General features: G+C 66.2%; 20 protein-coding genes and 2 pseudogenes. 12 read left to right on the top strand and 10 right to left on the bottom strand.

The window, feature by feature from the left end; genetic code table 11:
- Nucleotides 1-13 precede the first annotated feature (13 nt).
- Nucleotides 14-562, bottom strand: a complete 549-nt coding sequence (locus G369_RS0117505) for a GNAT family N-acetyltransferase (protein WP_019655319.1) — start codon at nt 560-562, stop codon at nt 14-16.
- 159 nt (nt 563-721) lie between these two features.
- Here G369_RS0117505 and G369_RS0117500 point away from each other — a divergent pair, with 159 nt between their 5' ends.
- Entirely contained in the window at nt 722-1,462 is a 741-nt protein-coding gene (locus G369_RS0117500) for an IclR family transcriptional regulator (protein WP_019655318.1), read from the top strand.
- Nucleotides 1,463-1,496: 34 nt separating this feature from the next.
- Here the strand turns inward: G369_RS0117500 and G369_RS0117495 are convergent, their stop codons facing one another.
- On the bottom strand, nt 1,497-2,873 hold the full coding sequence (locus G369_RS0117495) for an aspartate aminotransferase family protein (protein ID WP_019655317.1): 1,377 nt from the start codon (nt 2,871-2,873) through the stop codon (nt 1,497-1,499).
- A gap of 229 nt (nt 2,874-3,102) precedes the next feature.
- Here G369_RS0117495 and G369_RS0117490 point away from each other — a divergent pair, with 229 nt between their 5' ends.
- From G369_RS0117490 to G369_RS0117480, 3 genes are read left to right on the top strand one after another with little or no spacing between them, the layout of a single operon-like run.
- Nucleotides 3,103-4,503, top strand: a complete 1,401-nt coding sequence (locus G369_RS0117490) for a flavin monoamine oxidase family protein (RefSeq protein ID WP_157773722.1) — start codon at nt 3,103-3,105, stop codon at nt 4,501-4,503.
- Nucleotides 4,504-4,561: 58 nt separating this feature from the next.
- Complete coding sequence (locus tag G369_RS0117485; protein WP_019655315.1) at nt 4,562-4,939, top strand: DUF4440 domain-containing protein; 378 nt, start codon at nt 4,562-4,564, stop codon at nt 4,937-4,939.
- A gap of 41 nt (nt 4,940-4,980) precedes the next feature.
- Nucleotides 4,981-6,432 carry an APC family permease gene (locus tag G369_RS0117480; protein ID WP_020723135.1) on the top strand — a complete coding sequence of 484 codons (1,452 nt, stop codon included), beginning with the start codon at nt 4,981-4,983 and terminating at the stop codon, nt 6,430-6,432.
- A 50-nt stretch (nt 6,433-6,482) separates the two neighbouring features.
- Here the strand turns inward: G369_RS0117480 and G369_RS0117475 are convergent, their stop codons facing one another.
- From G369_RS0117475 to G369_RS0117460, 4 genes are all read right to left on the bottom strand, one after another.
- Nucleotides 6,483-8,144 carry a cyclic peptide export ABC transporter gene (locus G369_RS0117475; protein ID WP_020723134.1) on the bottom strand — a complete coding sequence of 554 codons (1,662 nt, stop codon included), beginning with the start codon at nt 8,142-8,144 and terminating at the stop codon, nt 6,483-6,485.
- A gap of 142 nt (nt 8,145-8,286) precedes the next feature.
- The gene (locus G369_RS38615) at nt 8,287-8,718 is read right to left on the bottom strand and encodes a hypothetical protein (protein WP_157773720.1); all 432 of its coding nucleotides are present in this window, start codon (nt 8,716-8,718) and stop codon (nt 8,287-8,289) included.
- A gap of 145 nt (nt 8,719-8,863) precedes the next feature.
- Nucleotides 8,864-10,054: an ATP-binding protein gene (locus tag G369_RS35960; protein WP_019655311.1), complete on the bottom strand. Its 1,191-nt coding sequence runs from the start codon at nt 10,052-10,054 to the stop codon at nt 8,864-8,866.
- Nucleotides 10,051-10,746 (bottom strand): response regulator, encoded by a 696-nt coding sequence (locus G369_RS0117460; RefSeq protein WP_019655310.1) that lies wholly within the window; start codon nt 10,744-10,746, stop codon nt 10,051-10,053. The genes G369_RS35960 and G369_RS0117460 overlap by 4 nt, the downstream gene beginning before the upstream one ends.
- Nucleotides 10,747-11,261: 515 nt before the next feature.
- On the opposite strand from G369_RS0117460, the gene G369_RS0117455 reads away from it, so the two are divergent.
- Nucleotides 11,262-11,534 carry a hypothetical protein gene (locus G369_RS0117455; protein ID WP_019655309.1) on the top strand — a complete coding sequence of 91 codons (273 nt, stop codon included), beginning with the start codon at nt 11,262-11,264 and terminating at the stop codon, nt 11,532-11,534.
- 116 nt (nt 11,535-11,650) lie between these two features.
- Here G369_RS0117455 and G369_RS0117450 read toward each other — a convergent pair whose 3' ends face one another.
- The 3 genes from G369_RS0117450 to G369_RS35950 are packed head-to-tail and all read right to left on the bottom strand — an operon-like array spanning nt 11,651 to nt 15,229.
- Nucleotides 11,651-12,619, bottom strand: a complete 969-nt coding sequence (locus G369_RS0117450) for a ChbG/HpnK family deacetylase (protein WP_157773718.1) — start codon at nt 12,617-12,619, stop codon at nt 11,651-11,653.
- A 5-nt stretch (nt 12,620-12,624) separates the two neighbouring features.
- Nucleotides 12,625-13,803: a glycosyltransferase family 2 protein gene (locus tag G369_RS35955; RefSeq protein WP_244164337.1), complete on the bottom strand. Its 1,179-nt coding sequence runs from the start codon at nt 13,801-13,803 to the stop codon at nt 12,625-12,627.
- Nucleotides 13,790-15,229 (bottom strand): glycosyltransferase family 39 protein, encoded by a 1,440-nt coding sequence (locus G369_RS35950; protein WP_019655306.1) that lies wholly within the window; start codon nt 15,227-15,229, stop codon nt 13,790-13,792. Before G369_RS35950 ends, G369_RS35955 begins: the two co-directional genes overlap by 14 nt.
- 604 nt (nt 15,230-15,833) lie before the next feature.
- Between G369_RS35950 and G369_RS0117435 the strand changes: the two genes are divergently transcribed.
- From G369_RS0117435 to G369_RS35945, 4 genes and pseudogenes are all read left to right on the top strand, one after another.
- Nucleotides 15,834-16,904 carry an efflux RND transporter periplasmic adaptor subunit gene (locus G369_RS0117435; RefSeq protein WP_244164336.1) on the top strand — a complete coding sequence of 357 codons (1,071 nt, stop codon included), beginning with the start codon at nt 15,834-15,836 and terminating at the stop codon, nt 16,902-16,904.
- Nucleotides 16,898-18,364: pseudogene (locus tag G369_RS0117430) on the top strand (ABC transporter permease); the annotation flags it as partial. The gene G369_RS0117435 and the pseudogene G369_RS0117430, both read left to right, overlap by 7 nt.
- Before the next feature lie 138 nt (nt 18,365-18,502).
- A complete protein-coding gene (locus tag G369_RS39900) occupies nt 18,503-18,850 on the top strand; it encodes an FtsX-like permease family protein (protein ID WP_416492816.1) in 348 nt (115 codons plus the stop codon).
- 1 nt (nt 18,851) lies between these two features.
- Complete coding sequence (locus tag G369_RS35945) at nt 18,852-20,366, top strand: efflux transporter outer membrane subunit (RefSeq protein WP_080647867.1); 1,515 nt, start codon at nt 18,852-18,854, stop codon at nt 20,364-20,366.
- A gap of 62 nt (nt 20,367-20,428) precedes the next feature.
- Here G369_RS35945 and G369_RS38205 read toward each other — a convergent pair.
- A pseudogene (locus G369_RS38205) lies at nt 20,429-20,779 on the bottom strand (IS21 family transposase); the annotation flags it as partial.
- Nucleotides 20,780-20,872: 93 nt separating this feature from the next.
- Here G369_RS38205 and G369_RS38200 point away from each other — a divergent pair.
- The 3 genes from G369_RS38200 to G369_RS38610 all read left to right on the top strand — a co-directional run bounded on the left by G369_RS38200 (nt 20,873) and on the right by G369_RS38610 (nt 21,839).
- Complete coding sequence (locus G369_RS38200) at nt 20,873-21,106, top strand: hypothetical protein (protein WP_208604394.1); 234 nt, start codon at nt 20,873-20,875, stop codon at nt 21,104-21,106.
- 156 nt (nt 21,107-21,262) lie between these two features.
- Nucleotides 21,263-21,463, top strand: a complete 201-nt coding sequence (locus tag G369_RS0117415; protein ID WP_019655301.1) for a hypothetical protein — start codon at nt 21,263-21,265, stop codon at nt 21,461-21,463.
- 235 nt (nt 21,464-21,698) lie between these two features.
- Nucleotides 21,699-21,839, top strand: coding sequence for a hypothetical protein (locus tag G369_RS38610; RefSeq protein WP_019655300.1), 141 nt, complete (start codon nt 21,699-21,701; stop codon nt 21,837-21,839).
- Nucleotides 21,840-21,896 lie beyond the last annotated feature (57 nt).

The following is a 21,896-nucleotide window of genomic DNA, read 5'->3' as shown; positions in this document are numbered from 1 at the left end:
GGCGTGGCGCCCGTCAGGCCGATGAAGCGCGCAGCCATTCTTTGCGAAGGATCGCGTACTGCATGGTGTTCTCGTAGATGGGCCTCCCCTGCGTGTCGTTCCTGAACGAGATGAACTCCAGGAACAGCCCTTCGACGCGCATGCCCAGCTTCTCGCACAGCCGCCGGGAGGCACCGTTGTGGTCCTCCACATAGGCATAGAGCCGGCGGGCGGCCCGGGCAGTGAAGAGATGGGCGAACAACGCCGCGGCAGCCTCGTGGGCGTAGCCCGTGCCGCCGAAACGCGGGTTGAGGTTCCAGCCGACCGAGAAGGTGTCTTCCTCCTGCATGGCGAACAAGTCGCCGATGAGCTGCCCCGATTCCTGGAGGCACACGGCCACGTGCTCGCCGTCGGTACTGCGTCTTCGGGCCTCGGCCCGAGCGGCTTCGATGTCAGCGAGCGCGAGCGACAGGAAGCAGCTCGCAGTGGGCGCATGCAGGTAGTCGAAAAGGTCTGCGGCGTCCTGCTCGCGAAAGCGCCGGAGGACGAGCCTCGGGGTGTGGATGGGTTTCTCAAGCGGCATGGTCTTTTTCTTGCATCCTGTCTCAGGTGTCTGTGCCTCGGGAATTCGGCAACGCCACGGGCCTCGCTCAGGTCCTCGGATGGTGCCCGACAATGAAGGGGGCCGCGCCTTCGCGTGCCCGTACGATTTCTTGTTTCACGACCGCAGCCTTTCCAGACGATGAACAGCCTTCGCCGCATGCTCGATGTCCTCGATCTCTTCCGGCCCGACCAGCCGGTCATCGACGTCGAGATCATCTGCAACCAGCTCGGCTACACGCCCGCCAGCGCCTACCGCTACCTGCGCGAACTCGGTGATGCCGGCCTCCTTGTGCGCCTGCCACGCGGCTATGCGCTGGGGCCGCGCATCATCGCGCTGGAGCACCAGATGACCGACTACGACCCGGTGCTCGTGCGCAGCCGCGACCTCGTCGAGAAGCTGGTGGCCGAGACGGGTCTGGACGCCGTGATCAGCGAGTGGTACGGCGACTCGGTGGTCAACGTGCTGATCCGCCGCGGCCCCGACCCCGGGCCCGTGGGCGGAGGCCGCGGCCGCCCTATCGACCTGTTCCACAGCGCGACCTCGCGCGTGGTGCTGGCCTACCTGCTGCCGAGGCAGATCCGCCGCGTCTTCGATGCCCATGCCAGCACGCCCGAGGGGCAGCAGCAGGGGCTTGAATGGAAGTCCTTCTCCAAGGGCTTGCTGGGGATCCGCAAGCAGGGCTATTGCATCAGCGAAAGCGAGCTGCATCCGGGCCGCACGGGCGTGGCAGCGCCGATCTTCGACGAGAAGCAGCGCGTGCTCGGCAGCATGACGCTGGTGGGACGCAATGAGCGCTTCAGGGCCTTCCAGGAAAGCTACCTGTGCACGCTGGTGACCACCGCCGCGTCGGAACTCACGGCCCGCATCGCCCAGCAGTAGACGACGGGGGCGCACCGCGCGCGGCGTGGTCGGCTTAAAGCGAGGCCAGCGCCTCGCCGAAGACATCCAGCGCGCGGTGCAGCAGCCGCTTCGAAATGGTCAGCGACGGCATGACGCGCATCACGTTGCCATAGCGCCCGCAGGGCACCATCAGCACGCCGTGGCCGAGCACGTACTCCATGATCCTGCCGACCTTCTCCGGCGCCAGCGGCTCCCTGGTGGCTTTGTCCTCGACGAGCTCGATGCCGATCATCAGGCCCTTGCCGCGCACTTCGCCCACGTAGGGGCTGTGGAAGCCGCGCACCCGTTCCTGCACCTCCTGGCCCAGCAGCTCCGCGCGCGGCATCAGCCCCAGCTCGGGGTCGTGCAGGATCTCGAGGTTGGTGAGCGCCACCGCGGCCGACAGCGAGTTCGCCGCGAAGGTGTTGGGAACCGAGCCGTCGGGAATGCGCGCGGCCAGGTCGCTACGCATGGCGATGCCGGCCATGGGAACGTCGCCGCCGATGCCCTTGCCGAAGGTCAGCATGTCGGGCTTCACGCCCGTGTGCTCCACCGCCCACATGCGGCCCGTGCGACCCGCGCCGCACTGCACCTCGTCCACGATCAGCAGCGTGCCGCTGCGGTCGCAGGCCTTGCGCAGCAGCTGCAGGAACTCGGGTGAAGGCGGCACATACCCGCCTTCGCCCTGCACCGGCTCCACGATCACGGCGGCCACGTCGTCGGCGGCCGTGTAGGGCGTGTTCAACAGATAGTCCACGTATTCGCCGGCGATCTGTTCCGCCGACTTGTGGGTGGTGTCGAACGGAAAGCGATAGGCGTACGGATAGGGCGCATGGATCACGCCGCCCATGAAGGGCCCGTAACCCTTGCGGTAGGCCGTGCCCGTGGTCAGCGCATTCGACGCCTGCCACACACCGTGATAGCCGCCGTGGAAGGCGATGATCTGGTGGCGGCCCGTCACGCGCCGCGCGAACTTCACCGCCGCCTCGAGCGCATCGCTGCCGCTTTGCGCGAAGAAGGTGATGCAGTCGTTGCGCAGGCCATCGGGCATCAGGGCCGAAAGGCGCGCGGCCAGTTCGGTGCGACGGGTGCTGTTGACCTCCATCGCATGCATCAGGTGCTGGGACTGCTCGACGATCGCTTTCTGCACCTTGGGATGGCAGCGGCCCACGCTACTCACTCCGACGCCGGCCGACAGGTCGATGAAGGTGCTGCCGTCCGGGTCCTTGAAGGTGGCGCCGAAGGCGCGGTCCATCACGACCGGCATGCGGCCGCCGCCGCGCGCCATGGATTCGGTGCGCGCAGACAGCGCCAGGGCTTCGGCCGCGCGTGGTCCGGGATAGGGGCCTGCAACCATATTCGGTGCGTCGGGGAAGTGCAGGGTTTCGAGAATGGATTCGAAGTCGGTCACAACATGCCTCGTTGAGTCTCTGGGTGCTTGAGTGCAGGCGTGTTCAGCACGCCGGCTGCAGTCATGGTTCCATCGATCACCGGAGTCCGTTAGCCCGAATCGGCAAGTCCGCAGCCTTGGCGATGCGCCGGAAAGCGCTTCACAACGCTTGCCGATTTCGGCTACTTGTACCCGGCGGGATTCGCAATCATTGCGCCCCATTCCCGACACAACACCATCCATTCATCCCGTGAAAAAAACTTCAGACGGATTCAACATCAAGCCAGGACTCTCGTTGAGCCGCGGTTTGACTTCGCCTGCGGCGCTTCCTGCACGAGGCCTGCCGCACGACGACTACGACGTGGTCGTGATCGGCGCCGGGTTTGCCGGCCTGACGGCGGCCAGGGAGCTGGGCTTGAGGGGCCTGCGCGTGGCCATCATCGAGGCACGCGATCGAATCGGCGGCCGGACCTTCACTGCGGAGCAGGACGGGCAGAAATTCGAAGTCGGCGGCACCTGGGTTCATTGGGGCCAGCCGTACGTCTGGAATGAACTGCATCGATACGGGCTGGACACCACCGAGTCCGTCAGCGGCACGGCCGACTCGATCAGCCTGCTGACTGCCGAGGGCCTGGTGACGGACTCCGCGGAAGCGATGGGCAATGACCTCGACGCGGCGCTGAGCGCGTACTGCAACGTAGATGGAGCGAACGGCCGGATCGCATTCGCGAACCCTCATGTCGATTCCGCCAACCTGCTGTCGGACTTCGATGGCCAGAGCCTGGCGGATCGATTCAGGGACATGCCCGTCTCCGGCCGGCAGCGCGATTTGCTGCTCTCGTTCATCTCCATGAACGCCGCGACCGATCCAGCAAAAGGCGGCCTGTATGACCAGCTGCGCTGGTGGGCGTTGGGCGACTACTCGGCGGACTCGCTGCTCAAGCGCCTGGGACGCTACAAGATCGCGAAAGGCACATCCGCACTGGCGCTGGCGCTGCTGAAGGATTCGAATTCCGATCTGGCGCTCGCAGAGCCGGTCACCAGCGTTGAAACGGTGGAAGGCAAGGTCCGGGTCCAGGCGAAGAGCTTTTCCGTCGGATGCAAGGCGGTGGTCGTCGCGGTTCCGATGAACGTACTGAGCGACATCGACTTCGTGCCAAAGCTGCCAGAGGCACGCTTGGCTGCACATAGCGAACGACATGTCTGCGCGGGAACGAAATTCATTGCCCGTGTCGATCGCAATGTCGGCGCGTGGGTCGGCTTCGCGCCTTATCCCAATCCGCTAACCATGGTGGTCGCCGATCGCGAGGTCGATGGCAAGTCCGTCCTGGTCGGCTTCGGGCCGGACGATGCCGTCGACCTTCGGGAAATCCGCGAGGTCGAAGCAGAACTGCGCAAATTCATCCCGGGAATCAATGTGCAGGAGGTCGTTGCACACGATTGGACGCACGACCCGTACGCCAAGGGAGGCTGGACCTGGTTCTCGCCAAACCAGACCTCCAGGGTTTTGGCAACGCTCCAGACCCAGGCGCCGCCACTTTTCTTCGCCAGCACCGATTGGGCCACCGGCTGGAGGGGGTTCATCGACGGCGCGATCGAGGACGGGATTCGAGGTGCCAGGGATGCGCTCGAATTCTTGCGGTCGCAGTAGCAAGAAAAGTCCCAAGAGCCCCGATCCGACACACCATTTTTCAAAGGAGAACAAAGCTATGACGCTGGAACAGGCCATCGAAAGACTTCAGACCTTGTGCCGCCGAGGCGACGCTCGCTTGCTGCAGCAGGAGATGTTCGCGCCGGACGCGAGCGTCAGCGGCGAGGGCGCTCTCGGCATCACCGTGGGTGCCGACTTGCTGCCAGCGCTCGCGGACATGCTCAAGATGACGCCCAAGCTCTCGATTCGCTCCGTGCGGACGATGGAGCTCGCGGAAGGCGCGGCGGTCACTTGGCTGGAGTGGACTTCTCCGCCGGCAGACGGGCCGGCCGGCGAGGTGATCGCGCTACGATCGCTCACGGCCTGGCGCAGGCAAGGGGCTTCCTGGGTCATCGCGGCCGACATGTATGGCATGGGCGATTTTGGTACCTCCTAGGCCGGCGGCTAGGCCCCTGATTCATGTGCAAGGAGCATGCGATGTCTGAACCAGCGAGTCCGCCAGCGGAACACACGGGCCTCAAGCGGGATGCGATCGGTTGGTTCGGCATCTTCCTGATGGTGATCACGACGAATGGCCCGCTGACCTCAATGGGAGGCGGTGTGCCCGTGAGCATCACGCTGGGCAATGGCATCGGCCTGCCCGGCTCCTACGCCATCGTCTGTGCTGCGTATCTGCTTTTTGCCGTCGGCTTCTGCGCCATGAGTCCCTATGTGGAGAACGGCGGCGCCTTCTACGCCTACATCACTAAGGGCCTGGGCACAATTCCGGGCATCGGGGGAGCATGCATTGCGGTGTTGTCGTACATCGCGATCCAGCTGGCCTGCTATGCGATGCTGGGGCACTTCATCCACATTGCGATGGCTTCGCTGGATCTTGACGCGCCATGGTGGGCCTGGGCGATGGGCTGCGCCGTGGGTGCGCACCTGCTTTGCGTACGCGGCATCGAGTTCAGCGGGCGACTGCTCCTGATTCTGATGCTGTCGGAGGTCGGCGCCATATTGTTGGCGGACCTTCTCGAAGTCTTCAACCTGCGGCTCGCCGGCCACGCGCTGTCCCTCACGCCGTTCTCGCCGGAGGCCGTGTTCACCCCCGGGTTCGGGCCTTCGCTGATCTTCGTCGTCGCATCGTTCATGGGCTTCGAAACGGCGGCGATCTACTCGCAGGAGGCCAGGGACCCTCGACGCTCGGTGCCTCGAGCGATGTACCTGTCGATCGCATTCATCGGCATTCTGTATGCGGGGTCCATCCTGCTGATGCTGAATCATTTCGGACTCTCGCAGGCCGTGGCGGTGGCAACAAACGACCCCGGCGGCATGTGGCTGTCGATGTTCTCGACCCTGGCTGGACCCACTGCGGCCAGGATCGGCGCGGTGCTGGTCATCACCAGCCTCTTTGCCGCCGTACTGAGTTTCACGAACGTGCTGGCGAGATACTGGCACGCGCTCGCCGTCTGCGGCCTTGTCTGGAGCCGGCTGTCCCGCACGCACCACAGGCACAGATCCCCGCACGTGGCGTCCGCGGCAACGCTGTGCATATCGGTGATGCTGGTCCTGCTGTGTGCAATGGCAGGCCTGGATCCGATGCTCCAGGCCCTGCCCTGGGCGAGCGTTCCGTCGGCGATCGGCGTGTTGACCTGTCAGGTGCTTGCCGCGCTGGCCGTCATCGCGTTCTTCCGGAAGCATCCGATGAAGGTCTCGCGCTGGCGATCGCTGCTTGCACCGGTGATCAGCGCGGCCGTGCTGATGTTCTTCCTGTGGCAGATGATTACCCACGTCCAGCTCCTTTCAGGACTGCCGGCCGGACCGAGCTACGCGTTGGCCTTCAGCGTGCTGGCAGCCGGGTTGGTGGCGGCGGTCTATGCGCTCCATCTGCGCTTCCGATCCCCGCAACGGTTCGCGCAGCTGTCATCGCTGGTCCGGCTGCAGTGATGCGGCCGTAGCCAAGACTATTTAGTATCCGCCACGAACGACCTGCATGACTACGGCTTTTCAGGCGGGACGAACTCCTCGACCACCCGCCCCGCGCTCATCCGGATCACGCGGTCCGCGACATCGAAGTAGCGATCGTCGTGCGAGACCACGATCAGGGTCCTGCCCTCGCGCTTGAGTTCGGGCAGCAGATCGCGATAGAAGACGTTGCGGAACTCCGGGTCCTGGTCCGCGGCCCATTCGTCGAACATGACCACCGGACGGTCTTCCAGCCAAGCGTGCACGAGCGCGAGGCGCTTGCGCTGGCCCGTCGAAAGGTCCGTGGTTGAAAACATGCCGTCGACGAGCCGGACCTTGTCCGCGACATCCAGCCGTCGCATCAGTTCGCCGGCGGCCCGAACGTGCTCCGCATCCTGCGCGACCAGTTCGTCGAACAGGTGGTAGTCGGAAAAGATGGCGGAGAAGAGCCCTCGATAGGCTTCGCGGCTGCTGTCGTCCACTGGCACTTCGTCGAGCAGAAGCTGTCCTTCGCTCGGCCGGTAGAGGCCAAGCAGCAGCTTGACGAGCGTTGTCTTCCCGCTGCCGTTGCCGCCGACGATGAACAGCGTCTCACCGCGTCGAAGCTGCAGGTCGATAGGACCCACCTCGAAGGGCTTGGCGCCTTCCTGCCGGGCCTCGAAACGGTAGCGGGCCTGACGCAGTTCGATGTGGCTCGCGAGAAGCGCAGGCTCGGCGCAGCCGGCGCCCTGCGGCTCCTCCCTGAACTCCGCCGACAGGCGCGCGATACGCCGAAACGCCACCTGCGCCTGGCTCAGGAACGGCAGCAGGGCGGCCAACTCCTCGATCGGTCCCTTGACGAACAGCAGCACGATGATGAAGCCGCTGACCACCTGCGCATCGATTCCCAGCGACGGGCGCGAAGCCAGGATCCAGACCACGACCAGAAAGAAGATCGCCGAGTTCGTACCTTCGGCGGCCCAGAACAGGCCCAGCGCGCGGGCCTTGAGGCGCGCGACCAGATCGGCTGCGCCTGACAGGCGCACGCCATGGACCTGGGCACGGCGATTCCGGTTGAGCCGGAGTTCCTTGGCGCCTTCCACGACGCTGCGGTATTGCTTCTGCAATTCGTCTTCGCCGGCTCGGGCCTGCTCAAAGTTGCGGCTCCAGGCCTTCGCCGCAGCGAAATTGATCCGGACGCCGACGACCAGCGCGAGCGCGCTGACCAGGAAGAGAACGGGCGAGAGCCTGAACAGGTAGATCGCGCAGCCCGCGGTGACGGCAAAAGCCGAAGCGTGGCCGGCGAACTCCGCCGTGAAATCGCCGATGGTGTCGATGTCCTCATTGAGTATCGCCTGCAGCCGGTGGCTCTTCATGCGCTCCACTGCGGAGATCGGCGCGCGCACGATTCGCAGGGACACATCCTTGCGAAGGGCCGCAACCACCCGCTGTCCCGTCACACTGTTGAGGACGCCAGCCGCCGCATGCGCACCGACGGCGAGCACGGCCAGGACCGCGAGCCCGGACAACGCCGCAACCGAGAGGGCAGGAGCGCCATGCAAGGCCGTGTTGATCTGCTCCAACAGCGCAGCCGTGGCCAGGCCACCCGCGCTGCCGATGAGCGTCGCGACCGCGGCGACACCGGCGAAGGGTTTCAGAAGACGCCACATGTCGGTGGCAAAAACAAGGGAAGGGCCCGGAGGCGAGGCATTCATCGGAACAATGGGATTCAGCTGCCGCAGAGGCAGAAGACATGATGGGCCGCGAGGCGCGAGCGACGGCCCTTTCGCCGAACCGTCGCGCCAGCGCATGCGTGCGCCGCGCGAGGGTGCACGCCGCGCCGCTCATCTGCGAACGTCAGTAGTCGTCGCAGTCGTCATCGTGCATGTGGTGGCGATACGGGTCGTAGTCTTGGTCGATCCGCAGCGCGACCGGGGGCGGCTGATAGATGACCGGCGGAGCAACCAGGACACGCGGCGGAACCGGATACACCGGCGCCGGCATCAGGTAGGTCGGTGCGGCTTCATACACCACGGCCGGTGGCCGAGGCACCACGACCACATTCGACGAACCGATGCCGATGGACCAGCTCACGCCCGCGCTTGCGGACCCCGCTGCCAGCAGCATGAGCGCAGCCAGTACGGATGACCATGGTTTCTGATGCTGCGGGTTCTTCATGAAAAATCCTTGCATTGATGTCCTTGAGGTGTTCCGGGAGGATGGGGCCTGCGCCTGCGCCTGCGGCGGCAGCGCCGGCATGCGTTTCTTGGAGCCCTGGAAATGATTCATGCCCTCATGGTGCCGCTGCTTCATCGAAGATCGGTCGGTAGCGCATCAAGGATTGGTCAAGCGGCTTTCTTTCGAAAACCTGCAGTGCGGCGTTGCGCCACAAGCCGGAGAACCGCACGCTCCCCATTCCGGGAGCGAACGCTTCTCAGCCGATCGCTCTGCGCAGCCCCTGGTCGCGCGGCAGGCAGATCCGGATCTCCAAGCCGCCTCCAGGCCGCGCGGCAGCCTTGGCCTCGCCGCCATGTGCCTGGCAGATGGCCTGCACGACCGAGAGCCCCAGGCCGGTTCCGCCCGCATAGCGGGAGCGAGACCGCTCGCTGCGCCAGAAGCGTTCGAAGAAGCGCGATACGTCGTCCACCGAAGCGCTCTTGCCGCGGTCCCGCACGATCAGTTCGAGGGTGGAAGCATCGGCGCGGCAGTCGATCTCCACGACGCCGCCGTCGCTCGCATAGCGCACTGCGTTGTCGATCAGTGCCGAAACAACCTGGCCCAGCCTGCCCCGGTCGGCGCGCACCGTCTCCCTCCTGCTCACATGGTTGGCCGCCGTCATGCCGCGCTCCTGAAGGGAGGGAAGCGCCCATGAGAGGCGCTCATCGACGAACCCGTGCAGGTCGAACTCCGTCATCTCCAGCTGCAAGCGGCCGCCCTGGGCCAATGACAAGACCTGAAGGTCGCCGATGATGCGGTTGATCTGCCCCAGTTGATCGAGCACGGTCCGGATCTGCTTCTCGTCGAGCGGGAACACCTCGTCGACGATGCCCTGCAGCCGCCCCATTGCGGCAGTGAGCGGCGTGCGAAGTTCATGGGCGATCGCAGCGCTGGAGTCCTGCAATTCCCGGTCGTAGGCCTCCAGGCGCTCGGCCATCGAGTTGAAGTGATTGGCCAAGCGCTGGAGTTCGGCTGGGGCGGAGTGGAGCACCGGCGCACGGGCGGAGAAACGTCCCATTGAGACCGATTCCGCTGCCGTCGCGACATCCGAGACGGGCTCGACGATGCGGCGCGCCAGCAGCAGCCCGAACAGCGCCACGAACGGGGTGATCGAAAGGCTCAGCAGCATCTGGACGAGCAGGTCTTCCGAATCCGACGGGGTGACGAAGCGGTCGCCGTACTGGGTGTAGAGCTCGCTCAGGCGCTTCGAGACTTCCGCGCTCTTGGGCCCGTTCTCAAGCCGACGGAGTTCATCGGCGACGCCCGGCGGCAGTTGGGCATCGATCTTCGATTCCCAGTAGCTGTAGCGGACCCACATGCCCGCCTGCACGGCCGCCGTCGCGGCAATCGCAAGCGCGATCATCCGCCAGGTGAGCCAGGACCACAGCGACCGGCGCGATGGCTTCATCGCGAGTCGCCAAGCCGATAGCCGACGCCCCGCACGGCCGTAAGGATGCCGCTGACGCCCTGGTCTTCGAGCTTGCGACGCAGGTTGTGGACATGCGTGTCGACCACGCGCTCGAGCGCATCGCTCTCGGGCAGGCACGCCTCCAGCAATTCGAGGCGGCTGAACGCCTTCCGCGGATGGCGCATCAACGTCGCCAGGAGCTTGAACTCGGTGATCGTCAGATCCAGAGGCTCGGCCTTGCCCGCGACACGCGCCATCACCGCATCGAGATCGAGCTCCAGCGGACCCCACGCAAGTTGCGACTGGGCGCTCTGTTGAGAGATGTTGCGCACCCGCTTCAAGATGACCTGCACGCGCGCGACCACTTCCTTGGGGTTGAAGGGCTTCACGACATAGTCGTCCGCACCGTAGCGAAGCGCACCCAACTTCTCGACCTCTCCATCGACGGCCGTCACCATGATGACGGGTACATCGCCGGCCCGGCGGATGGCTGCAAGGATCTCGTTGCCACCGACCTGCGGCAGCATGTAGTCGAGAAGCACGAGGTCAGGCTGCCATTGGCGGAACATCTGCATGGCTTCGCCGCCATCGCGGCATATGGATGTGAGGTAGCCGTCTCGCTGCAGATAGGCAGCCAGCACCTCGGCGATCTGGGAATCGTCTTCGACAATCAGGATGCGCTCGTTTGCCATGGGAATCGTGTTTCTGTTCTGAAGCGGGCATCACTCTGGCTCGCGATGGGATTCACACGCGGGCAACCCCGGCATTATCAGACGCGCTCCTGAGCGCGTAGCCGCGCGGGTGCGCGACACCTGCGTCCGAGGTGTCCCAGAAGGTGGGTCTGCCAGCCGTCAACGCGCAACGGGTTTGCCCATGAATCCAGGCATCGATGAGATCCAATTGCGCATGAGTGGAACGGCAACGCGGTCACGGTTCACAGCGACCAGGGTTGAAGTCGATTATCAGTTGCGTCTATCAACCCTCGAACCACCATTTGTCAAGATCTGATCAAGACCCGCCCTCGCCGGGCCGGTGGATTCGGCCGCAGGCGTCACGCGCGTTCGCCATGGCTGCGAAGACTTTGCCGGAGCGAATTGCATCCGAATCCCCGGCGAGGACAGCCTCTTGAACGAAACCACATGAACGCTCGATCGCAAATCCATCGCGCCACGAGAGCATCGGCTCGCGTCGTCATCAAGAGCAAGCCATGGATTTTCAGTTCGAGCCGTCACCTTCTCGCACCTTGCAGCAGCAACCAGTCATCGAAGAAGTACGGACAACCGAATTCGCAACCTGGCCGATGCGCCGGCTCCGGCATCCGAGATGGCACAACGCGTTCTCCACCTCGGACGTCCCGGAGGCGCGCACACGGGATGGCTTAACCATTTCAGCGTGGGTTTCTGCCCGGGCCGACGAGTTGCTCCTGGTGGTCGTGCTCGGCGCGGTGGCAGCGTGGTTGTTCTTCTGGTTCGGTCCGTGAGCTGCTGCGCTCGCGTGAGGCGGCGGCTGGCAGTACACCCAACTCGAAGCCGCCGGGGTCCACCTCCAGCGGGCCGATGAAGCTCCCGCCGAAGACCGGGTCACGCTCCACGATCTTCACGCTGTAGCGGTCCGCAGCACCGACATGGGCGCAATGCGAACGCCCAGTTCACGCAGAAGGTCGGGAAGGTGAGGGTCGGACCACACGGCGAACTCGACGCATCGCCCACGGTGGATGACGTCGCCTGCCGCCGCGCTGCCTGGGTGGCACATCAGCAGATCGCCGCTGCGGGCCTGCCTCAGCCATCGCCGCAGCAGGGAGCCATACCCGCTCTCGGTCGCATCGAATCCGTACACGCCCAGCAGGCGCCGGTTGGCGCCGAATCCCAGCGAGCGCGCACGACGGCGGAAAGGCTCGGCGCCCACCACGCGGTCGATGAGCCAGCCCTTGCGCTCATCGGCACTTCGCAAAGATCCGGCCAGCGACGTGGCCGGCGCGGCGCTCACGCGCACCCATGGCAGCGCGCTGCCGTATCGCTTGAGCAGCACATCCAGCACGACCTCGCTTATCACCGGCAGGTGATGCACATGTTCGTGGCTGTCCACGTGGGTCGGTGCCCTGAACATCTCTTCCTCGAACGCGTCGAGCTGGCGCAGCAGGGCTTCGCGCACAAGACGCTTCGGCAGCAGCCGAAGACGCGTGGCCGCGATCAAGGCCTGCACCGACCCCAACGCAGGCGCTCCACCGAACGACTGCGTGAGGTTGAAATGCAGGCCGACGTCGATCCGCCGGCTGTCAAGGCGCCGTGCACGCGTCGCGCCGTCTTCCCACTCCGGTGCCTGGGTCATCGCGCTGAGCGCACTCACGCGGCGCATCTCCGCCAGGTGCAGCGCGGCTGCATTGACACCGGTATTCAGGCCGAAATCATCCACGCACACGGCGATGGTGCGCTCGGGGCACGAGGGCAGCTTATCGCTGCGCTCACCGATCTGCCTGGCACAGGGTCCTGATCCGGCTGCCGGGTTCGCGGCGCCTGGCTGGATGCTGCAAACTTCCGCAGTGAAGCATGTGGATTGCCTGTTCATCGGCTTCATTCCTCGACGTCCGGGTGTCTGGCTGCCCCACGTCGATCTGAACGCGGAGCGTCCCATGTGGCATCTCGCGCCGAATCGGCGCCATCATCAAGACCGCGGCCCCTCAGCACGGTGCCCAGGGATCTCCGTACCAGGTACAACGGGCGCCCCTTCACTTCATCGAAGACCCGCGCCAGGTACTCTCCGATCACCCCGAGCGACACCAGCTGCACCCCCGCCAGCAGGAACATGGCGACGACGATCGTGGTCCAGCCCGACACTTCATTGCCCCAGAGCATGTACGACAGGCACAGCGTGCCGCCATAGCCGAACGCGGCAATCGCGAGCAGCCCCCCGAGCACGCTGGCCGCGCGAAGGGGCCAGCTCGTGAACATGGTGATCCCGGTGAGCGACAGGCTGCACAGTGCCTGCAGGCTGTAGTGGCTGCGGCCGTGAGGCCTCGCGGGTGGCACGTAGGCCATCTGCTCCACGCGGAAGCCGACCCAGGCGAACAGCCCCTTCATGAATCGGCTGCGTTCCGGCAGCGCGCGCAGCGCATCGACCACCGAACGGTCCAGCAGCCGGAAGTCGCCCGCGTCGGCGGGCACCCGGTAGCGCCGGTCGCAGTCGAGAAGCCTGTAGAAGACCCGCGTTCCAACGCGCTTGATCCAGCCTTCCGAATCGCGATTCGAGCGCGTTGCGCAGACCATGTCGGCACCCTGCGTCCAGCGGGTGATCATTCCGGGGATCAGTTCGGGCGGATGCTGCCCGTCGCCGTCCATCAGGAGCACGAAATCGCCGCGCGCCGCATCCAGGCCCGCACTGAGCGCGGCCTCCTTCCCGAAGTTGCGAGAGAGCTCCACGAGCCGCACGCCCTGGTCCTGCCAGCGCAGCGCCGATTCGCAGGTGGCGTCGGTGCTTCCGTCGTCGACGACGATGACTTCCCAATCCCGCCCCAATGTGCACAGTACCGTGATCAGGCGAGGCAACAGCAGATCGAGGTTTCTGGCTTCGTTTCGACAGGGAATGACGCAGCTGATGGAGGCGCGGTGATCTCGTTGCGCAGGTTGTCTCGCTTGCGCCGGCGCCGAAGGTGCATGGTGCGAAGCCCGCTCGGCCGGTGTGAAGTCGTCGAGGTGCAGGTGCATGTGGGCGTCCAGAAGAGCCTTGCGGGTCAGCGAATCAATTGGCTGCATGCGTCCTCCCTGTGCAGTGGATGGGCATCGGGCGAGCGGCGACCGTTCGCCAATACAAGCCGGGGAAGCTTTCGCCTACCGGGCGGTATCCTGGAGACGATGCGGCCTTGCTCAGTTCCAGCATGCCGCACTCATCCACCAGCTCCTTGCTCACCCAGGGGCTGATGTCGAAGCGGCCGTCGATCAGGACGAGGGGCCGCTCACCGAGCTGAAGCGCCAGTGCGCCCGCTTCGGCGGGAGGCCCCGCAATCACACGGACCGGGCCTCCAAGTCGAGCGCGTGCAGCCGGGGCCACCGCGTCGGCCAGGGCTTTCGCATCGAAATTCCGCCAGTGATGGCGTTGCAGCCGAAACTCTCCGTTGGCAGAAGTCATCTGCCCCCAGGCAAGCAGCACCACTTGAATAAGGCAGAAGCACTTGAGCGCCGACTTCAATGAGACACGAGCCCACGCTGCTTTCAGGGGCCCCAGCTCCATCATGGCCGGGACGGCCAGCAGCAGGAACGGGGCGCCCCAATGCAACTGCAGGTCCGCGCCCACCATCAGGCCCAGCACGAAGGTGAAAACCAGCGGCGTGAGCCCGAAGCACAGCAGGAGCCTGCGGCTCATTTCCACATCAACGCGCTGCGTCGCACGCGACGACGCAGGGCCATCCGCGCGTCCGCGCCCCACGAGCCAGAGCACCGACAGAAGAAGGAGCCACGCAGGCAGCGCCCGGTTCAGCAGCTGATCGACCAGCCAGCGCATGCAGACGCCGAGCCTTCGCATCCCATGGAGATCGAGGCCCAGCGAGGACTCCATCGCATAGTGGATCGGCCCGAGGTCGTGCGTCCAGAGCCAGTACAGATGCGGAGCCATCACCGCCAAAGAAACGGCCGCGGCCAGTGCAAGGCCCTGCCGATGATGCGAATCCTGCCAGCCTCGCTGCCAAGTCCAGAACACCGCCACGGCCAAGGCCATCACGGCGATGTGATATTTGGCGAGTCCCCCGACGCCGAGGCACACCCCCAGCCACAGCCACCAGCGCAGCTGCCTCGACGCGAATGCCTTCCAGGTGAGGACGGCGCTCGCCACCGCGAACGGGATCAGCACCACTTCGTGGTTGTAGTAGTAGAGACGGCCGTTGTAGTAGGTGATGCACAGGGCCGCGAGCAGCGCCACCGTTGCATACACGGCGCCGCGGAGCGCCGAGAGGAATCGCCAGAAGAGCCCCATCGCGGCCAGCACGAAGCTCGCGCCGAGCACATAGGTGACCGCCCCCGACAGACCCATCAGCTGCACGGGAAGCCACAGCACCCACGTGGGCAGCGGAGGATGCTTGTAGTAGCCCCACTCGAGACTGCGCACCCAGGTGAGCTGCTCGATGTTGTCCGTGGGCGGCACGAGGCTGGAATGCGCAAGATGCGGCAGCCAGACGGCGGCGAACACAGCGAGCAGCGCGACGACCCAGGCTCCGCTGGGCTGGAGCAGCGATGTACGGCGCGACCCCGCTGACCGCAGTGCCGGCCCGGCACGATCGGGCCGGGGTGCGGGGCCGCTGAGCACGACCTCTGAGGAGCGAGCCACAGCCGGCAAGGATGGGACGGGATTGGAATCTGCAAGCGGTGAGTGCATTTGGCGGCGTGCTAGCCCAGACGGGCTCCAGGATTGACTGTGACGAAATGCTCTCTTCGCACGATGCAGAAGCACTGGGGGTTTGATCAACGTTCGATCAATTCGCATGAAGCCGCTTGCAGGGCGCGCCCGGTTGCAGCGGCGCTCGATCGGATCTGGATCGTGCGTCGGTCCTTTCTCGATGCGCTTTCAGAAGAATTCCTTCCGCTCCCTTCGATGGGACGGCTCCCTCGTTGCCGGACGGATGGTCGCTACAGGCCACCCGGCACGGGGTCATGAAACCCAACTTGAAAGCGATGCATTGAAGACAGTTCGGAAATGGGCACTCGCGCTCGGCGCCGTCGTGCTTGCCGCCTTGGCCGCGGTCGTGCTTGTGGAAACGAATGCGGGTCCGCGATCCGATCTGGCCACAGCGGTGGTGGAACGCGGCACCCTGGCCCAGGACGTACAGGCGGTGGGCCGCGTCCGCCCCAAGGAACTGGTCGCCGTCGGCGCACAGGTGTCCGGCCGCGTGGAGCGCCTGCACGTGGGCCTGGGTCAGCGCGTGGCCAAGGGCCAGCTGATCGCCGAGGTGGATGCACAGCCGCAGCAGATCGCGTTGCGCAGCGCCGAGGCTGCCGCCGACGCGCTGCGCGCGCAGCTCAACGCACGGCGCGTTGCGATGGCGCAGGCCCAGGCGTCGCTGCGCCGGCAGCAGACGCTGGCCGTGGCCGAGGCGACCGCGCAGGCCGACCTGGAGGCGGCCCAGGCGGCGGTGGATACGCTGCGAGCCGAGATCGACTCGCTGCAGGCCCAGGTCGTGCAGGCGCGAACGCAGGTCGACACGGCTCGCACGCAGCTCGACTACACACGCATCGTCGCGCCGATGGACGGCACCGTGGTGGCAGTGATCACCAGGCAGGGCCAGACACTGAACGCCTTTCAGAGCACGCCCACCATCGTCATGCTGGCGAAGCTGGATGTGATGACCGTGCGCGCCGAGATCTCCGAGGCCGACGTGAACCTCGTGGCGGCGGGCATGGCGGCAAGCTTCTTGGTGCCGGGCGGCCGCTCTGATCGCCATCAGTCGCGCATCGCCCTGATCGAGCCGGCTCCCGATTCCATCGCCAACGAGGCCGTGGCGGCCGGAAGCGCAACGTCCGCAACAACCACGAGCAAGGCTGTCTACTACAACGCCCTGTTCGACGTGCCCAACGACCACGGAATCCTGCGTCCATCGATGACGGTCCAGGTCTCCGTGCATGTGAGGAAGGTCGACAATGCCTTGCTCGTTCCCGCCGTGGCGGTGCGTCCGGCCGCGCAGGCCGGGTACGCAACGGTGCGCGTGCTTCAAGCGGACGGGGACGTGGTCGAGCGCCAGGTGCAGACCGGCCTGCGTACACCCCTGCAGGTGCAGATACTCGGCGGCCTGTCGGTCGGCGAGCGCGTGGTGGCCGGTGAACCGGTCGGGGCTGATGCCGCCGTGCCGCAGGGTCCGGCGCTATGGTAGGCACGCCCATGGCATTGCTGGAGACGCGCGGCCTGCGCCGCGAGTTCGTGGCAGGGGAGGGCACGCTCACCATGCTTGACGGCATCGACCTGCGGATCGAAGCGGGGGAGATGGTGGCCATCGTGGGCGCTTCGGGCTCCGGCAAGTCGACGCTCATGAACATCCTCGGCGCACTGGATCGCCCCACTTCCGGCAGCTACCGCGTTGCCGGCCAGGAGGTCGCGGATCTGGACGCGGACGGCCTGGCGAAGCTGCGGCGCGAGCACTTCGGCTTCGTGTTCCAGCGCTACCAACTGCTGGGCGAACTGACCGCGCTCGACAACGTGGCCCTGCCCGCAATCTACGCCGGCTGGAACGCGCAGCAGCGCGAGGCCCGCGCACGGCAGCTGCTGGAGCGCCTGGGGCTGGGAGCGCGCGCGGACCACCGGCCCAACCAGCTCTCGGGCGGACAGCAGCAGCGCGTCTCGATCGCGCGGGCGCTCATGAACGGCGGCGGCGTGATACTGGCCGACGAGCCGACGGGCGCCCTGGACACATCCAGAGGCGAGGAGGTGCTTCGCCTGCTAGCCGAGCTGAATGCGCAGGGGCACACGGTGATCATCGTCACGCACGATGCCCAGGTGGCCCGCCGCGCGTCGCGTGTGATCGAAATCAGCGACGGCCGCATCGTCTCCGATCGGCGCAGCGAAGCCGCGACGGCGCCGCACACGACGGTACTGCCGCGGGGCGAGGGCGGGCGCGAAGGCGCGGCGGTGTCTGCACGCATGGCGCAGACGCTGCGCATGGCGCTTTGCGCGCTGCATGCCCACCGGCTGCGCGCGCTGCTGACGATGCTGGGCATCGTGATCGGCACCGCGGCGCTCGTGTGCGTGGTCGCGCTGGGGCGCGGCGCGCAGGATCAGGTCATGGCCCAGATCCGCGAACTGGGCACCAACACGCTGGAGATATTTCCCGGCCGTGACTTCGGCGACCTGAGGGCAAGCGCGATCGAGAACCTCTCGGTGGCCGATGCCGAGGCGCTGGCGCAGCAGTTCTACGTGGACAGCGCCTCGCCCAACATCTCGGTGTCGGTGACGGCGCTGCGCGATGCAGCGTCGGCATCGGCCCAGGTCAACGGCGTGGGCGCGGGACTGTTCCGCGTACGCGGCCTGTCGCTGGCTGCTGGCCGTTTCTTCGACGCCCGCGAGCAGGAGGCGCGCTCGCAGGTGGCCGTGATCGACCAACGCGCGGCCACGGCGCTCTTCGGTAACGCATCGCCGCTGGGGCAAACCGTGCTTCTTGGCGAAATGCCGGTACAGGTCGTCGGCGTGCTGCGCCCGATGCAGAGCAGTTTCGCGTCGAGCACACCGGGCTTCTTCGTTCCCTACACGACGGTGGCGACCCGCCTCGCGGGACGGCAATACCTGGAGAGCATCACCTTGCGCATCAAGGACGAAGTCTCCAGCCGTGCCGCGCAGGGCGCCGTGACCTCGGTGCTGCGCGACCGCCACGGCAGCCAGGACTTCTTCATCATGAATTCGGACCAGGTCCGGCAGGCCGCCACGCGTACGAGCCGCACCCTGGCACTGCTGATCTCCGGCGTGGCGACCCTATCGTTGATGGTGGGAGGGATCGGCGTGATGAACATCATGCTGGTGTCGGTGACCGAGCGCACGCGAGAAATTGGTGTGCGGATAGCCGTGGGCGCGCGGCGCGCCGACATCGTCGGGCAGTTCCTCATGGAAGCCGTGCTGATCTGTCTGATCGGCGGCGCCACCGGCGTGTTGCTGGCCTTCGGCCTCGGAGCGCTCATCGCCTTGCTGATGCCGCAGCTGCCGATGTCCTTTTCTGCGCTCTCGGTGGTGCTGGCGGTGCTCAGCTCCTGCCTGGTGGGCTTGGCTTTCGGTTACCTGCCTGCAAGAAACGCCGCACGGCTCGAGCCCGTGCAGGCCCTTGCGCGAGATTGACATGAGGCGCTTCATACATTCCGTTCTTCCTGATCTGCGCGCATCGTTCGTCCGCGCGTCGCTCCCCGCACTGCTGGCCTGCGCCATCGCCGGATGCGCCGCGCCCGAGCACCCCAGTCCGATGCTCGTGGTGCCGGCTGCGTATGCGCACGCCGCGACCGCGCCGGCGGCCCCGGCAAACGACAAGGGCTTGGCCTGGTGGCGCGCGGGCGAGCTGCCCGTGCTTGACGCCTGGGTGAGCACCGCCCTTGCACGCAATGCAGACCTTGCCATCGCAGGCGTCCGGTTGCGCCGGGCGATGCTCGAGGCCCGCCTCGCGGGCGCGCCGTCGGCACCGACGGTGTCAGGCGAATGGAACTCCCGCGCCGCCCGAGCTTTGGGCAGCGGACAGGCGCACGCTGGGTCAGGCAGCACCGGCCAGGCCGCGGTGAGCTGGGAACTAGATCTCTTCGGGCGCCTCGGGGCGCTGCAGGATGCCGCCAGCTTCGAGGCGCAGGCGAGCGAACAGGACAGGCAGGCCGTGCGGCTGGCGCTGGTCGCCAGCGTCACCGAGCTGTACTTCCAGCTCGCCCACTCCAACGATCGCGTGGCGATGGCCGAAGCCGGGGAACGCGACGCCGAGCGTGTCGTCGCCCTGGTCGAGGCCCGCTTCCAGGCGGGGGCGGAAGGCCGGCTGGCGTTCCATGAGGCGCTCCAAGTGCGCCAAGAACGCGCTGCCGAACTCGCATCCCAGCGCATGGCCGCCACGGTGCTGCGCGAGCGCGTGCGCGTGTTGCTGGATGGCGCATCCGTGCCGGAGCCCGAGCCGCAGACGCTGCTCGAGATCGCGTTGCCGCCGGTGCAGCCGGGCTTGCCTGCCGAGTTGCTGGGCCGCCGGCCTGACCTGCGCGCCGCGCAGTGGCGGCTCCAGGCCGCGGGCGCCCGCACCGACGCCGCGGTCGCCGCCTACTACCCTCGCATCGCTCTCACCGGCGCCCTTGGCACTTCCAGCAAGGCCCTGCTCGAGGTGCTCGCCAATCCGGTTGCCACTTTGGGCTTCGGTATGACGCTGCCCTTCCTTCAGGCACGTACCCTGCGCATCGAGACGGACATCGCCCGCAGCCGGTACGAAGAGGCCGCCGTGCGTTTCCGCAAGGCGCTGTACACGGCGCTCGGCGAAGTGGACCAGGCTCTCTCCGCCCGCATCCGGCTCACGGAACAGGAGGCCGCATTGCGCCAGGCCCGAATCCAGGCGGCGGAAGCGGCACGGGTCTACGAGGCGCGCTTCCTGGTCGGGCTGCTGCCGCTGAGAAGCTGGCTCGATGCGCAGGAGCGTCTGCGCACAGCAGAGGTCGCCCTCGCCTTGATACGACTGGCCCAGGTGCAGAACCAGATCCAGCTTTCTCAGGTGTTGGGCGGCGGCTGGATGACAAGCCGCTACGGCCTCGTCTACCCAGGGCATCTGGGGCGGCGCGACGCCGAGGACTTCGGCATGAACGGGCGCCAGAGTCGTGGGCACGCGGTCGATCCAGGTTAGTAGTGGACTGCGCAAGAATGGATCGTGACCAAAGAGTCCGGCACGCTGTAGCGGTTGCGCTAGAAGTGCAACAGACAGGTGAGCGAGACACGCGTGGTGTGCTCGATGAAGCCATCGAACGGCCTGGGCATTGGCATCAGCAGCGCACTCTCCTGTGCTTAGACTTCGGCGATGCTGTCTGGCAGCTTGCCGTGGGCCATCTCGCCCCACAGCACCTTACAGCGATCCTCCAGCCAGTCGTTGCGCGACGTCGGCACGGGCTGGCACAGCCGGTGCCGCGCATCGCGCACGTTTTCTGCACCTGGCATCCTCCCAGTCGTAGGCCGGGTTGCAGACTCGGCCTCGAACGAGTAGTGGCTAGTCATGGCGCTAAAGCGCGCGTTGATGCCTCGCTCCTTGCCGCGGCGTACCCTGCCTTGCTGCGCATGGCGCTGTTCTCCTTAGCGAGCTCACAGCGTAGGTACAAAAAGAGGGCCGCCAACGTAACGGCGCGGCCCAGCACGCGCGTGTACTACATGCACCCCGGCCACTTCGGGCAATGGGAGGAGAGCGGGCGCGACCAGGGGCAGTCGACGCCGGGCATTTCGCTCGGCGGCGACGTGATGGAAATGGCCGGAAACCAGGGCGACGACCTCTACGGGCTTTGCAACAACCGCTTCCTCTCGGCGCGCCGAGTACGTGGCGCGCACCAACCTGCAGGACGAGAACGGCAAGCTCTACGCCATGCCGTACGTGCCTGAGCACAACCCAACCCAGCCGCACTCCAGCTTCTGGACACAGGTGAGCCAGGGTTCTACCAGGTCATTGCACAGGGCCCCGGGGCACCGGGGACCAGTTCAAACATCATCCTGGTCGCAGTCCCCGGCGAACTGCGCTTTCGGATTCCGCGGGACGGGGTGAGCGGCCCGGTCTCCACCGGCACGCTGCTGCGCCCGGATCGCACCACGGCGGTCGTGGAGAGCAAGCTGGTAGACGGCGTGACCTGGGGCGAAGGGCGCAACAAGGACCAGGCGCCCATGTTCGATGGCAAGTCATCGGGCATCCAATTGCCGCCGGGGCTGTTCAGCAACCTGGACGACTTCACGGTGTCCGTCTGAGCCTACGCCAACGGGTATCGCTGTGACACCTGCATCCTGTTCGCCGGTACCGATAACTTGTCCAGTCTCCACATCACGCTCCAGGGCGGCGGTGGCGCGCTGCAGTTCGGGAGCTAAGGGGCGGCTCTATCTCGATGACACCGAAGAGGCGAATGCGAACTGCACGACCCTGCCGCAGTGCCAGGTGGGCGCCCGGGTGGCCTTCCTGGGGCGCAACTGAACGCCGCATCGGGCGTTGAACGGCCGCCTGCAGGACTTCCGCATCTATGCGGGCGTACTGAGTGCCGCGGAGATTGCCGCACTCGCTAAGAGCGACTACGAAACCTTTGTGCCGCTGGCGAGCCATCCATCGGCCAGAAAGTCGGACGGCGCCTGATTTCAGGGCCGACAGCAATCGGTCCGGAGTGACCCCAGGGCGGCTGACATGTCGAGC

Origin of the sequence: Variovorax atrisoli 110B (assembly GCF_000382045.1) — a bacterium.
Lineage (GTDB): Bacteria > Pseudomonadota > Gammaproteobacteria > Burkholderiales > Burkholderiaceae_C > Variovorax > Variovorax atrisoli.
Note: the sequence above shows the minus strand (reverse complement) of the source record. Positions and strands in the feature narration are given on the sequence as shown.